This is a genomic window from Streptomyces sp. NPDC050145 (genome assembly GCF_044460245.1).
GTDB lineage: Bacteria > Actinomycetota > Actinomycetes > Streptomycetales > Streptomycetaceae > Streptomyces.
Genome location: NZ_JBITJS010000021.1, coordinates 145544 through 160381 on the forward strand (window position 1 = coordinate 145544; position 14838 = coordinate 160381).

The following is a 14838-nucleotide window of genomic DNA, read 5'->3' on the forward strand; positions in this document are numbered from 1 at the left end:
CGCACGAAGTGCGCCTTCAGGGGCGCGGGGAACTGCGCGACCAGCCACGACGCACGCGTCACTCACCCACAAACCGGACGACCCACGGCGCGAGGAGATCGAAGAACGTGCCCGCACAACCCAGCCGCCTCCTCGCCTACGCCCGCCCCCACCTCCGCCCGCTCCTGACCGGAGGTCTCCTCGCCCTGACCGGCGACGCCGCGGGACTGGCCATCCCCCTGACGGCCAAATACGCCGTACAGGCCTTCGCGGAGAACAGATCGGCCGCCCCCGCCCTGCTCCTGCTCACCCTGATCGTCGCGGTCGGCGCCGTGCTGACCGCGACCGGCACGTACCTGATGGCCCGGACCGGCGAGAGCGTCGTACTCGGAGCGAGAGAGCGCCTGGTCGGCCGGATGCTCAGGCTCAAGGTCGCGGCCGTCGACCGCCTGACCCCCGGCGACCTCCTCACCCGGGCCACCAGTGACACGACCCTGCTGCGCACCGTTCTGTCCCGCAGCCTCGTCGAGTCCGCGACCGGCGCCCTCACCCTCGTCGGCACCGTGATCTTCATGGGCGTCATGGACCTGGTGCTGCTCGGCGTGACCCTGCTCGTGCTCAGCCTGATCGCGGCCGCGCTCGCGCTGCTGATGCCGCGCATCCGCCGGGCCCAGACCCAGGCGCAGGAGGCGGTGGGGGAGATGGGCTCGGCGCTCGACCGGGCCCTGCAGTCGTTCCGCACGGTGAAGGCGAACGGCGCGGAGGAGCGCGAGGAGGCGGCGGTCGCCGGGGCGGCGGGACGCGCGTACGCCAAGGGGCTGACCGTGGCGCGCTGGACCTCGGTGTCGGACGTGTCGACGCTGATGTCGGTGCAGCTCGCGTTCCTGTGCGTGATCGGCGTCGGCGGCGCCCGCGTCGCGTCCGGCGCGCTCGACCTGCCGGCCCTGATCGCGTTCCTGCTGTACCTGTTCTATCTCGTGGGCCCGCTCGGTCGGTTGACGGAGGGCTGGGTCGGCCTGAACAGCGGCCTGGCGGCGCTCGGCCGCATCGCGGAGATCGAGGACCTGCCGGGCGAGACGACGACCGGCACCCACCGCGCGACGCACGCGGCCGTCAAGGCGCGCACCCGGCGCAAGGCGAAGCGGAAGGCCCGCGTCCCGCTGGACGTCACCTTCAAGAACGTGACGTTCGCCTACGAGGAGGACCGCGCCCCCGCCCACGACGGCATCACCTTCCACGCCCCGGCCGGCGGCCTCACGGCCCTGGTCGGCCCGTCGGGCGCGGGCAAGTCCACGGTGTTCGCGCTCCTGGAACGGTTCTACGACCACGAGGAGGGGACCCTCACGGTCGGCGGCCGCGACATCCGGGACTGGCCGCTCGGCACTCTGCGCGGCGCGCTCGGCTACGTGGAGCAGGACGCTCCCGTCCTCGCCGGCACCCTGCGCGACAATCTCCGCTACGCGGCCCAGGACGCGACGGAGGAAGAACTGGCGGACGCCGTACGGCGCACCCGCCTCGGCGATCTCGTGGCCCGGCTCCCGGACGGCCTGGACACACCGGTGGGCCACCGGGGCGTGCTGCTCTCCGGCGGCGAACGTCAGCGCGTGGCGATCGCGCGGGCCCTGCTGCGCCGTCCCCGGCTGCTGCTGCTCGACGAGGCGACCGCGAACCTGGACGCGGTCAACGAGCAGTATCTGCGGGAGGTCGTGCGCGACCTCGCCCCGGACACGACGGTCCTGGTGATCGCGCACCGGCTGTCCACGGTCGTGGACGCGGACCGCATCGTCGTGCTGGACGGCGGCCGGGTGCGGGCCCAGGGGACCCATGCCGAACTGGTCGAAAAAGACGCGCTGTACGGCGAGTTGGCGGCCACGCAACTCGTGGCCGCCTCAACTCACTGAAGCCGCAGGGCTCAGGCGTTCTTGATCGCGGAGATGTCGAAGTTCAACTTGATCTTGTCGGAGACGAGGACGCCACCGGTCTCCAGCGCCGCGTTCCAGGTGAGGCCCCACTCGGAGCGCAGGATCGTGGCCTTGCCCTCGAAACCGATGCGCTCGTTGCCGAACGGGTCCTTCGCCGAACCGTTGTACTCGAGGTCGATCGTGAGCGACTTGGTGGTGCCGAGGAGGGAGAGGTCACCGGTGATGCGGTAGTCGTCGCCGCCCAGGGACTCGGCGGAGGTCGAGCGGAACGTCATCGTCGGGAACTCGTCCGTCTTGAAGAAGTCGGAGCTCTTCAGGTGACCGTCACGGTCGGCGTTGCCGGTCTCGATGCTCTCCATCTGCACGTCGAAGGAGGCCGTGGACTTGGACGGGTCCGAACCGTCCAGGTGGAGCGAGCCCGTGAAGTCGGTGAAGCTGCCCTTCACGTTCGTCACCATGGCGTGGCGCGCGACGAAGCCCAGCGTGGTGTGGGACGGGTCGACCGTGTAGTCGCCGGTCAGCGCGGCGAGGTCCGGGCCGGCCGAGGTGGCGACGGCGGCGGGGGTGGTCTCGTTCTTGCGGCCGAAGATGCCCATGACGTGCTCCTTGGGGACGGGGTGGCACGGTGGTGCCGGAGTGGTTGTTGAAGATTTAACTTTCAACCTGCCTCGACTGTAGCGCGATTAAGTTCAACTTTCAACAGTGGGTGAAACGCATCCCTCCGATTACACCGCGTGAGGCTCCGGCGCGCGCGCCCGGACGCGCGTAGAACCCGGCATCGGCCGCCCGGCTTGGACTTACGGGAGCCAGTTGTTGGACTGCGGGCCCGCCCGGCGGCCCGCGCCGTTGACCCGCCTCCCGGTGCGCGGATACCCAGGGCGTCATGTCCCGAAGATCTCGCGCCACCCACGCCCTGGTCCTGGCGGCGGCCCTGAGCATCGCGCTCGGTTCGCCGGCCCTGGCCGCCGAGCCGCCGGACCCCGCCCCCTCCGGCCTCGTCCTCGCCTCCTCGCAGCTGCGGGTCACCGTGGCCGAGGACTTTCCCCGCGTCCTGTCCTACGAGAACGTGGCCGACGGCTCCCGGCTGCTCGGCAGCACCCGTGCCGTCACCGAGGTCACCCTCAACGGCAAGGCCTACCCGGTCCGCCTCGCAGGCGCCCCGAAGGTGCAGGGCGCGAGCGCCGCGTACACCCTGGACTTCCCCGACCTGCCGGGCGTACAGCTCGACGCCACCCTCGCCGTCACCGGCCGGGCCACGACCTTCAAGGTCACCGCCGTGCGTGACACGGACGCCTTCCGCGTCGGCACCATCGACATCCCCGGCCACGACCTCGTCTCCGTCGGCAGCACCGACGGCGGGGCCGCGACCGCCTTCACCAAGCTGGACCCCGACTCGACCCGCACCGCCGACGTCTTCGGCAAGGTCGGCGCCGACACCCCGGCCGAGACCGCCGCCTCCGGCGCCTCGTACGCCCTCGTCAACACGGGCAAGCTGGCCGCCGCCGTCGAGTCGAACTCGACGTACGACAAGCCGAGCGGCGCCACGGGCGGCGACGACGCCCGCTTCTGGCACCAGGCCCGCAAGGAGAGCGACGGCTCGACCCGCGTCGGCGTCTGGTCCGGGCAGTGGACCTACCGCGGGGCCGGCGCCCCGGCCCCCGCCACCGGCGCGGACCTGCCCTGGGCGAAGGTCGTCGTCACCCCCGACGCCAACGGCGACGGCACGGTCGACTGGCAGGACGGCGCCGTCGCCTTCCGCGCCATCGGCATCGCGCCCAAGGGCGGCGAGCAGACCGCCGACCGCGTCATCACCCACATCCCGTTCAACTTCGCGAGCCAGGCCCAGCACCCGTTCCTGCGCACGCTCGACGACGTCAAGCGGATCGGGCTCGCGACCGACGACCTCGGCCAGTTCGCGATGCTCAAGGGCTACCAGTCCGAGGGCCACGACTCCGCGCACCCCGACTACGGCGGCAACACCAACAAGCGCGCGGGCGGCCTCAAGGACCTCAACACGCTGCTCAAGGCCGGCAAGAAGTACGGCGCCGAGTTCGGCGTCCACGTCAACGCCACCGAGGCGTACCCGGTCGCCAAGCACTTCGGCGACCAGCTGATCGACCCCAAGAAGCCCGGCTGGAACTGGCTCGACCAGAGCTACTACATCGACCAGCGCCGCGACATCAACAGCGGCGACCTCGCTGCCCGCTTCAAGCAACTGCGCGACGAGACGGACAGGAACCTCACCACGATCTACGTCGACGTGTACTACACGCACGGCTGGATCGCGGAGAAGACCGCCGACGCCATCAACGGGCAGGGCTGGAACCTCGCCACCGAGTGGGCCGACAAGTTCGAGCGGCAGTCCGTCTGGTCCCACTGGGCCAACGACCTCGACTACGGCGGCGCCACCAACAAGGGCCTCAACTCGAAGATCATCCGGTTCATCCGCAACGGCGAGAAGGACGTCTGGAACAACGACCCGGTGCTCGGCCAGAGCGCCCTGGTCGACTTCGAGGGCTGGACCGGCGAGAACGACTGGAACGACTTCTACGCCAACGTCTGGCAGCGCGACCTGCCCGCCAAGTTCCTCCAGCACCAGAAGATCACCCGCTGGGACGGGAACGACATCACCTTCACCGGCGGTCTGCGCGGCACCGTCGAGGACGGCCGGCGCACCTTCTACGACCACGGCCGCAAGGTCCTCGACGGGGACCGCTACCTGCTGCCCTGGGCTGCCAAGGACGGCGGCACGAAGCTGTACCACTACAGCAAGCAGGGCGGCACCAGCACCTGGACCGTGCCCCGCGGCAGCTACACCGTCCACAAGCTCACCGACAACGGCCGCGTGAAGACCGGCACCGTCCGCACCGACGCCGACGGCAAGATCACGCTCAAGGCCGAGGCCGGACAGCCGTACGTCCTCTACCCGGCCGACGACACCCCCGCGGCCGGCGACCCCGCCTGGGGCGAGGGCACCGGACTGAAGGACCCCGGCTTCAACGACGCGAAGCTCACCGGCTGGGACAAGGACGGCACCGTCGCCCGCGACACCGACGACCACGGCCGCAACAGCGCCCGGCTCGGCGGCAAGGCCGAGGCCGCCGTCGCCCAGCGCCTGACCGGACTCGAGGGAGGCAAGCGCTACACCGCCTCCGCCTGGGTCGAGGTCGCCCCCGGCGCGACCCGGCACACCACGCTCGCCGTCGCGGGCGAGTCCGCGTCCGTGGACCGCTCCACGCTGCCGAACACCATGGCGGCCAGCGACTGGAGCGGCACGAACATGCAGCGGGTGAAGGTCGACTTCACGGCGCCCGCGAGCGGTTCGGCCGTTCTGAAGATCACGGCCGCGGCCGACGCGCAGGGCACCACGGTCCGCGCCGACGACGTCCGCGTCGTCCGCAACGCGCCCGCCGCGCAGGCCGGCACCGTCGTCCACGAGGACTTCGAGGACGTCGACCAGGGCTGGGGCCCCTTCGACAAGGGCGACGCGGGCGGCACCACCGACCCGCGCACCCACATCGCCCAGAAGCACGCCCCGTACACCCAGGCCGGCTGGAACGGGAAGCTCGTCGACGACGTCATCGAGGGCGGCGAGTCCCTCAAGTCCCACGAGGAGAACGACGGCGTCGTCTACCGCACCTCCCCGGCGTCCGTCCCCCTGAAGGACGGCCACACCTACAAGGTCGACTTCGCCTACCAGTCCAGCCACGCCGACGCCTACCGGTGGGTCAGCGGCTACGACCGCGGCGAGGACGCCGTCGAGACCGCCGCCGTCCCGATCGGACAGCAGCGCACCACCGGACGCTTCAGCACCACCGTCACCGCGGGCTGCGGCGACACCTGGACCGGCCTGCGCAAGCTCTCCTCGGCCCCCGACGGCGCCGACTTCGTCCTCGACGACTTCACCGTGACCGACCTCGGCCCGGCGAAGGAGAAGGCCGCCTGCGCCACGCTCGACCTCACGGCGGGCGAGACCCTGGAGCCCGGACAGCCCAACAAGGTCACCGCCACGTTCACCAACTACGAGGCCGAGCAGATCAAGGACGCCACCGTCACCCTCGGCCTGCCCGAGGGCTGGAAGGCCGAGCCCACCGGGCCCGTCGCCCTCGACCCGGTGGCCCCCGGCGCGAAGACCACCGCCACCTGGCAGGTCACCCCGCCCGCGGACGCCCCGTACGAGCCCCACCGGCTCACCGCGCAGGCCGCCTACCAGGTCGCCGGCACCGGCCGCACGCTCGACGCGGTCGCCTCCGTGCGGACCCTGCCGCCGCCGCCCACCACGGACACGTACGCCAGCGACCTCGACTGGACCAGTGCCGAGAACGGCTGGGGCCCGGTCGAGAAGGACCTGTCCAACGGTGAGCAGGGCCAGGGCGACGGCACCCCGCTCAAGATCGGCGGGGTCACCTACGCGAAGGGGCTCGGCACGCACGCCCCCGCCAAGGTCCGCTACTACCTCGGCGGGCAGTGCACCTCCCTCACCGCGCAGGTCGGCGTCGACGACGTGCAGACCACCCGCGGCACCGTGCAGTTCTCCGTCCTGGCCGACGGTGCGGAGAAGGTGAAGTCGCCCGTCCTCAAGGCGAGCGACACCGCCTGGTCGCTCACCGCCGACGTCAGCGGCGCCAAGTACGTCGACCTCGTCGTCGGGGACGGCGGCGACGGCAACGGCAACGACCACGCCGACTGGGGCGAGGCCCGCTTCCACTGCGGAAGCTGAGTCCTCCCGGCGCCAGGCGAGAGGGATGGGGAGCGGACGGTGGGCCTCTAGCGGCCCACCGTCCGCTCCTCGCCGTTCGGACCCGGAGCCGGCTTGAGATCCACCTGCACCCGGTGCACCGCGTCATGGCTCACGCCGCCGCCGAGCCGCGCCTCCACCACCCCGAGCTTCAGGGCCGCGCCCGCGTCCCCGGCCCGGTGGAACTGCACGGAGAACTCCACGCTCACCTGCCCCACCGTGAACTTCCAGTCGCTGCCCGCACCCTCCCGCTGCGCCTGCGCGAGCTCCTTGCGCAGCGCCGCGATCGCCTGCGCGAGACCGATCGGCTCCGGCTGATCACTCATCAAGTTCCCTTTTCTGTACGGCACTTGGCTGATGAAGGCGTGTCGCGAGTCTAGTGCGGGCGCCCTCTGGTGCGTAGCGTGAAGACGATGGCTGAGTTGGCTGCGGACTGGCGGGTGCGCCTGCGGTCGGGGGACGCGGCGGGCGCCGTACTGGGCGCCGGGGTCCTCGTCGACGCGCGCACCGTGCTCACCTGCGCCCACGTCGTCACCCACCCGGGCGTGGCGATCTGGGCTGAGTTCCCCGAGAACCCCGCCGTGCCCCCCGTCGCCGCCCGCGTCCTGGACGACGGCTGGGTGGACGACCGGCACGCCGACCCCAGCCGCGACCTCGCCGTACTGCGCCTGGACAGCCCGCGCCCCGAGGCCCGGCCCGCCCGGCTGTCCACCACGATCCCCGCCGGGCTCCCGGTCCGGGCCACCGGCTACGCCGAGCGCTTCGACGACGGCATGACCCTCACCGGCAGCGTCGCCGGACTGCGCGGCGCCCTCGTCCAGATCGACGCCCGGCACCGCCGGGAGGTCGTCCGCAGGGGATTCAGCGGCGCCGGCGCCTGGACGCCGTCCCCGGACGGCGAACCCGTCGTCGTCGGCCTGATCGTCAGCTGGCGCGGCGACCTCGACGAGCCACTCCCCGAGGACAACATCCTCGCGTTCTCCTACCTCATCCCGGTCACCCGCATCGCCGAACTCGCCGCCCCCGTACGGGAACTGGCCGCGCCCGACGCCTGGGACCCCGCCTTCGACCGGCGCACCCGCGCCTGGCTGGGCGACCCCGGCGCCGCCCCCGTCAAGATCAGCGTCGTCGCCCGGGGCGGCGGCCGCGCCCGCACCCTGCACCACCTCGAACACCTCGCCGACCTCGTGCACCGGCCCGCCGAGGCCTCCCGCGAGCGGCTCGTCGAGCGGCTGCTCGGCCGCGCCCTCACCTTCGCCCCGGGACAGTGGCCCGCCACCCGCGCCTGGCTGCTCGGCGACGGCCCCCGCCCCGCCGCCCCGCCCGAAGGGCACGCCCGGGTCCTGCTCGTGGACGCCGTCGACGAGGCCCACGACCCCGCCCGGCTCGCCCTGCTGCTCGGCCGGCTCGCCGAGTCCGGACTGCGGCTCCTCCTCGTCTTCCGCGGCAGCGAGGCCCCGGGCTGGCCCGAGACCCGCGACCACGTCCTCGAACCCGCCCTCCTCACCCACGCCGACCGCCTCCTGGCCCGGGCCGAGGAGAAAGAGGCCCGGCTCACCCGGGAGACCGGCGTCGTGGAAGCGGGCTCGCTCGAACACCAACCCGGCCCCGTCGACGCCCTCGCCCTGCGCCGCCGCTCCCTCACCACGCTCACCGACCCCGGCACCCGCCTGGCCGCCCTGCGCACCCTGCTCGACGACCTCCACACCGCCTACCCGGGAGGCCCCGCATGAGTCCGCGTCCGTGTCCGCACCGGCGGCTCACCGGGGCCGGGTGTCCCGGGGTCGTGGGGAGCACCGGGTTCTGCGGTCACTGCGGGCGCCGCCCCGACGCGCCCGCGCTGCCCTCCCTGGGCGAGGCGCCGTACGGACCCGACGTCCTGCTCCGGCTGCCCGAGCGGAGCCCGCGCACGCCCGAGGAGCGGCTCGCCGACGGCGCCCACATCGCCGAACAGGCCCAGCGCTGCCGCGCCCCCGACTGCGGCGCCACCATCCCCGTACTCGAGGGACGGCCCGACCGGCAGTACTGCCCGGAGTGCGGCACCCCGCAGGCCATGCGGCCCGAGTTCGGCGCGGGCGACACCGTCGGCGGGCAGTACCTGATCAAAGGGCCCGTCGCACGCGGCGGCCAGGGCTGGGTGTACCTCGCCGAGGACACCCACCTCGACGACCTCGTCGCCGTCAAGACCCTCCGCGACCGCTACGGCCAGGACAGCGCCGCCCTCGCCGACCTCGAACGCCGCACCCTCATCGCCACCCGGCACCCGAACATCGTGCAGATCCGCGACTTCCTGCCGTCCGAGGAACTCACCGGCGGCCACATCGTCATGGAGGACGTCGGCGACCACACCCTGCAGTCCGTCGTCGACGCCGTCCGCCGGGGCCGCGAGAGCCTCGACATCGAACACGTCGCCGCCTACGGCATCCAGCTCCTCGGCGCCCTCGCCCACCTGCACGACCGGGACAGCTTCTACGGCGACATGAAGCCGTCGAACGTCGTCCACGTCGGCGACCGCGTCAAGGTCATCGACCTCGGCGGCGTCCGCGAGGCCGGCCGCACCGAACCGGCCCTGCACGTCACCCCCGGCTTCCACGCCCCCGAGCTCGGCGGCGAACTCACCCTCGCCAACGACCTCCACACCGTCGGCGTGACCCTGCGCGTCCTCGCCGCGTACGCCGTCCGCGACGACGTCCCCGGACTCGGCGCCGCCTCCTTCGACGCCGTCGTCGCCCGCGCCACCCGGACCCCCGCCGAGGGCACCCGGTTCCGTGACGCCGGCGAGATGGCCGACCAACTGCGCGGCGCGCTGCGGGAGATCAGAGCCCTGCGCGGCAAACCCGCCACCCCCGAGCCGTCCGTCGCCTTCGACCCCTCGCCCGAGTGGCTCGGCGAACGGCTCGGCGACGTGCCCACCACCGAGACCCTCGCCCGCCGCGGCCCCGGCCGCCCCCGGCGCGGAACGCCGCCCCGGCTCCACCCGCTCGACCCCGGCCGGCCCACCCCCGTCGAGATCGCGCGCCGCCTCCCCGTGCCCAAACGGTTCGTCGACGACAAACGCACCCCGAACTTCGGCGTCAGCGGCGGCTACGCCCCCACCACCCGGCTCGGCCAGGACCCCGACAAGGAACGCTCCGCCGAGATCTGCCTGCACAACATCCGCGTGGCCCTCGGCACCGGCCCCGCCCCCGACCTCACGGGCGCCGAGGCCGACCTGGCCGAGGCCGAGGCGATCCCGGGCCCCGAGGACGTACGGCGCTGGCGCCTCGAATGGCACCGCGGCCTCATCGCCCTCGCCCGCTTCGGCACCGACGGCCGGCCCGCCGACCTCGAACGGGCCCGCGCCTCCTTCGCACGGGTCCGCGCCGACCTCCCCGGCGACTACGCGCCCGAACTCGCCCTCGCCTACGTCCACGAATGCGCCGCCCACACCGACGGCCCCGGCGCGGCCGCCTCCAGAGCCACCGCCCGCGACCTCTTCCACAGCGTCCACCTGCGCAACCCCGCGCACTGCGGCGCCGCCCTCGGCCTGGCCCGGCTCGCCCTGGACGCTCGCGACCGCGACGGCGCCCTCACCGCCCTGGGCCGCGTCCCGCCCGGCACCCGGGGCCGCGCCCTCGCCCGGCGCGCCGCCACCCGCATCGGCGCCGCGTGCCTGGGTCCCGAACCCGGCGACCTGCCCGCCCCCGAAGCCGCCGCGGCCGTCCTCGCCGCGCAGGACGCCGACCGCGCCCTCCCGCCCCAGGAACGCGAGCTCCACCTCTCCGCCGGCGACGAACTGCGCCTGCGCATCGAGGTCGCCGAATGGCAACTGGCCGCCCTCCACCTCACCCACGGCGCCACCGGCGACCCCACGGCCCGCACCCTCCTGCGCTCCTGGCGCCGGCCCGCCCCACCCACCCCCGCCCGAGCGGTCCGCGCCCGTCTCGCCGACGACTACCTCGAACTCGCGGCCGACACCCCGGACGAGGACCTCAGCGAATCCCTGGTCGAACACGCCCACGCCATCCGCCCGTCGACCCTCCGATGACTCCGGACGACCCCCGATGACCCCCGATGCCCCGAGGATCCGATGACACCCCCGGCCACGCCAGGACCGGCCCGGACCCCTGCCGACGCACCCGCGCCCGCGGCCCCGTACGACACGACGCTCGTCGTCCGCGTCGACGAACCCGACCTCGTGCCCGACCGCCGCGTCCCCGGCGAACCGGCCACCCTGCGCGCCACCCTCCAGGTCACCGCCTCCGACGGCACCGACGGGGATGCGGCGGACCCCCGTGCCCTCGCGGTGGTCCTGGCCCTCGACCTCGGCCCGGAACACCGGCCCGAGCTGGTGCGGGCGGTGCGGGAGGCGCTGCCCGTGCTGCCGGCCGGGGCGCACTTCGCCGTCCTGGCCGCGGGCCCCGGGCGCTACTACCCCGACGCCGCCGGGACCGACGGCCCCTGGGCCCCGGCCGACCGCGAGCACCGCCGCGCCGCCGTCTTCGCCCTGGGCGCGGCCCCGCTCGCCCCGGCCGCAGGGCCCCGCACCACCGGCTACGACCGCTGGCTCGCCGCCGCCCGCGAGCTGTTCGCCGACTGCGAGCGGCCCCTGCGGCGGCTGCTCCTCGTCACCGACGGATCCGCCACCGACGCCGCCGCCCTCGACCGCGAACTCGACGCGTGCGGCGCCGAGTTCGGCTGCGAGGTGATCGCCGTCGGCGACCGCTGGGACTACCGGCCGCTGGACCGGATCGCCGCCCGGCTGCGCGGCACCGCCGAGGCGGCCGGCCCGGACTTCGCTCGGACCCTGGCCGCCGCCGTACGCCGCGCCTGCCGCCGGGCCGTCCCCGAACTGCCCCTGGAGATCCGCACCCGGCCCGGCGTGGAGCTCGACTCCCTCGTGCAGTTCACCCCCGAACACCGCCGCCTCTACCCGCACCCGGCCCGCCCGCACCACCACCTCTTCGCCGCCCTGCCCTGGGACCCGTCCGGCGCCCCCAGCGAGTTCCTGCTGACCCTGCGCGCCGACGACACCGGCGACGTGCTCGGCGAGGAACTCCAGTTCGCGACCGTCTCGCTCGGCGACCTGCACGCAGCCGTCACCGCCCGCTGGCTCGCCCCGGGCCCGCCACCCGCCCGTACCGCCGCCCACACCCCCGAGGACACCGCGGCCGACAGCCGCCTCCTCGACTCGCGGCACCGCATGCTCGTCGACCTCCAGAAGGGCCTGGAAGCACTGGACGCCGGACGCCGCGCCGACGCCGAGGAGCACTTCGGCCGGGCCGCCGCGGCCGCGCACCGGCGCGGCGAGGACTGGGTGCTCGACGAGATCGGGGAACACGCCCGGATCGTCGACGCCGCCGCCGGCCGCACCGAGGCCCGGCTCCCCGCCGACCCGCACCGCATCGGCGTCACCCTCCTGCACCTGAGCACCCGCTCCGCGGGCCGGGGCCCCCGGCGCCCCCGCCACGACCGCACCACCCCCACGGGCCCCTGCCCCGACCCGGCCTGCGCCGAGCCCGCCGTACCCGGAGCCCGCCACTGCGTGCGCTGCGGAAGGAGACTGACATGAGCGCGATCGGCATCCGGATCGGCGCCGCGGTCCGCGCCCTGCGTGCCCTGAGCACCCGCCGGCTGCTCCAGCGGCACCTGTGGCTGTTCCTCGCCTGCGCGATCACGGGGGTCACCCTGCTCACCGCCGTCGCCGTGCCCGTCCTCGACGCGCGGGCCCGCCAGATGAGCGAAGAGACCGCTCCCTCCGCGCAGGGCGCCGCAGCCGTCCGCCTCGCCGTGCTCCGCGCCGATCAGGACGCCCGCCGCTCCGTCGAACAGCACATCGCCGGGACGGTCGGCATGGGGGAGAGCGCCGAGAGCCAGCTCGCCGCCGCCGACCAGGGCCTGACCCGGTTCGCCGACCACGCGGGCGGGGGAGTCGCCCAGAACGTCACCGCCGTGAACGGCATGCTCGTCAACTACGGCAACACCATCACCGCCGCCACCGTCACCTACCGCGACGACGCGCAGATGCGGACGGAGAAGCTGGCGGCGGCCCGCGCCCTGCTGGCACGCCCCGACACCGGCATCCTCGCCCGGCTGGAACAGATCGCCCGCGACGAACAGCACCGGTCCCGCCGGCTCGCCGAGCCCTCCTTCCCGCTCGTCACCGCCTGGGCCGGAGCCGTCCTCGCACTCGTCGCCGCGGCCGCCCTCGCCTTCAGCGCCGCCCGCGTCGTACGGCGCCGCTGCGGCCGGGTGCTCGCCCCCGCGATGCTCGCCGGCGGCGCGGGAGCCGCCCTCCTCGCCGGGCTCTCCGCGAGCCTCGCCGTGCACACCGCCCTCGCCCTGGCCGCCACCCGCGACGATCTCGCCGCCACCCTGCGCGTCGCCCTCGCCGCGGGCCTCCACGACGACACCGGCGTCCTCGGCAGCGCCCAGAAGACCGTCGCGGGCGCCGGACCGCCCGCCCTCTCCGGCTCCGGCTGGTGGAACGTCGCGTACATCGTCCTCGGCGTCGCCGTCGTCTGCGCCACCGTCGCCGGCCTCCTCGTCCGGCTCGTCCAGGACTACCCGCGCCGCCGCCCCGTCGACTGGACCCGGGCCCGCCGGCTCGGCCGGGCCGCCACCCGCACCCGGGGCCGCCGCCGCGGCCTGGCGCTGGCCGCCGTACTGACCGTGGTGGCGCCCGTCGCCGTTCCCCTGGCCCTGCCCTCCGACCCGGTGGTCACCGTCCTCGGCACCTGGACCGGCCAGGAGGCCCAGCGCTTCCGCACGCTCATGGCGGACCACGGCATCAACGTCGACTACGAGGGCACCCCCGCCCAGCGCGAGGTCCTGCTCGCCCGGGTGCAGGCGGGCGACCCGCCGGACATCGCGATCATGCCCGGCATCGGCGAGCTCGCCGGCTACGGCGACGACAAGGTCCTGAAGCCGCTCGACGAAGCCCTCGAAGGCATCGACCCGCAGCAGGACTACGCGGGCCCCTGGAACCCGGCCGCGGGCAGGGGCGCGGACAAGGGCGCCACGTACTGGTGGCCGGTCAACGCCAACCTGAAGAGCATCGTCTGGCACACCCCGAAGCAGCAGGGCCCCGCCACCGCCCTCAGCTCCTGGTGCCTGGGCCTCGGCGAGGACGGCGCCACCGGCTGGCCCGGCACCGACTGGATCGAGGACCTCGTGCTCCAGCGCGCGGGCCCCGGCCCGTACACGCGGTGGGCCCGCGGCGCCGGCAGCTGGACCGACGAGCACGGACCGGTCCGCGCCGCCTGGCGGCAATGGGCCGCCTTCCTGGCCACCGACCAGAAGCGCGCCGAGAAGGCCCTCACCACCGACTGGCGCGGCCCCGGCGCCCTGAAGAAGGACGGCAAGGCCTTCCGCGAGGAGGAGCCCCGGTGCGCCTACGAGCACCAGGGCTCCTTCGCCCGCGGCGACGACGGCGCCACGATCGAGGACTCCGCCCGACTGCTCCCCGGCGGCCCCTACCCCCGGCGCGGGTACGAGGTGTCCGGCGACTTCGCGGCCCTCTTCGACGACCGCGAACCGGCCCAGCGGGCCCTGCGCGTCCTGTTCTCCCAGGAGGTCCAGGAGGACTGGGCCGACGAGGGCACCATGTACTCGGCCATGACCCCGGTCATGAAGAAGATCGGCGGGCGCGAGGGCGAGGACGGCACGGCCCGCGCCGTCTACCGCCGCTTCCGGCAGAACGACGTACCGCGCTGCCTGGACGCGTCGGGCGTGATGCGGCCGATGCTGCGCGACGCCTTCCACGAGGCGGCCCTGAAGACCGTCGCCGCGGTCGCCACGGACGGGGCCCTCTCCGAGGCGGAACTCGACGGGATCCTGAAGGGCCTGGAGAGTGTGCAGAGCGCGGACACACCAACAGGCGACGGCGAATCGGTGAACAGGGAGCTCGTGGTGTGCAGCGGTGGTTTATAGGTTCCGTACAACGCCAGGGGGCCTCGCGCAGTCGATGACCGCCGGTTTTCGTCCACAACTGTCAGGGCCCACCAGGAAACGGCGTCGGAGACTGTACGGAGTCGACGGGCGGTTTTCCTTGGTGGGCTTCGTAAGGTCACTACATGACCGTTTTGGACGACACCGCCTCGAACCCCGGCGACGAGCCCACCGACGCGCGTGGGCGTGTGGCGGAGCTGCACGCGATCCGTGAGCAGGCTCTGGCCGGCCCCAGCGAGAAGGCGACCGAGGCGCAGCACGCCAAGGGGA

8 protein-coding genes are annotated in these 14838 nt (G+C 74.0%); 6 read left to right on the forward strand and 2 right to left on the reverse strand.

Going from position 1 to position 14838, the window contains the following annotated elements:
* The first annotated feature begins 107 nt into the window (after positions 1-107).
* On the forward strand, positions 108-1880 hold the full coding sequence (locus ACIBTU_RS33640; RefSeq protein WP_399130462.1) for an ABC transporter ATP-binding protein: 1773 nt from the start codon (positions 108-110) through the stop codon (positions 1878-1880).
* Between the two features lie 11 nt (positions 1881-1891).
* On the opposite strand, the gene ACIBTU_RS33645 is transcribed toward ACIBTU_RS33640, so the two are convergent.
* The gene (locus tag ACIBTU_RS33645; RefSeq protein ID WP_399130463.1) at positions 1892-2497 is read right to left on the reverse strand and encodes a YceI family protein; all 606 of its coding nucleotides are present in this window, start codon (positions 2495-2497) and stop codon (positions 1892-1894) included.
* A gap of 287 nt (positions 2498-2784) precedes the next feature.
* On the opposite strand from ACIBTU_RS33645, the gene ACIBTU_RS33650 reads away from it, so the two are divergent.
* Complete coding sequence (locus ACIBTU_RS33650; RefSeq protein ID WP_399130464.1) at positions 2785-6621, forward strand: endo-alpha-N-acetylgalactosaminidase family protein; 3837 nt, start codon at positions 2785-2787, stop codon at positions 6619-6621.
* Positions 6622-6668: 47 nt separating this feature from the next.
* On the opposite strand, the gene ACIBTU_RS33655 is transcribed toward ACIBTU_RS33650, so the two are convergent.
* Positions 6669-6965 carry a trypco2 family protein gene (locus ACIBTU_RS33655; RefSeq protein WP_399130465.1) on the reverse strand — a complete coding sequence of 99 codons (297 nt, stop codon included), beginning with the start codon at positions 6963-6965 and terminating at the stop codon, positions 6669-6671.
* 87 nt (positions 6966-7052) lie between these two features.
* On the opposite strand from ACIBTU_RS33655, the gene ACIBTU_RS33660 reads away from it, so the two are divergent.
* From ACIBTU_RS33660 to ACIBTU_RS33675, 4 genes are read left to right on the forward strand one after another with little or no spacing between them, the layout of a single operon-like run.
* Positions 7053-8372 carry a serine protease gene (locus ACIBTU_RS33660; protein WP_399130466.1) on the forward strand — a complete coding sequence of 440 codons (1320 nt, stop codon included), beginning with the start codon at positions 7053-7055 and terminating at the stop codon, positions 8370-8372.
* A gap of 53 nt (positions 8373-8425) precedes the next feature.
* A complete protein-coding gene (locus tag ACIBTU_RS33665; protein WP_399130467.1) occupies positions 8426-10666 on the forward strand; it encodes a tetratricopeptide repeat protein in 2241 nt (746 codons plus the stop codon).
* A gap of 42 nt (positions 10667-10708) precedes the next feature.
* Entirely contained in the window at positions 10709-12190 is a 1482-nt protein-coding gene (locus tag ACIBTU_RS33670; protein WP_399130468.1) for a hypothetical protein, read from the forward strand.
* Positions 12187-14550 carry an extracellular solute-binding protein gene (locus tag ACIBTU_RS33675; RefSeq protein WP_399130469.1) on the forward strand — a complete coding sequence of 788 codons (2364 nt, stop codon included), beginning with the start codon at positions 12187-12189 and terminating at the stop codon, positions 14548-14550. Before ACIBTU_RS33670 ends, ACIBTU_RS33675 begins: the two co-directional genes overlap by 4 nt.
* Positions 14551-14838: the final 288 nt, after the last annotated feature.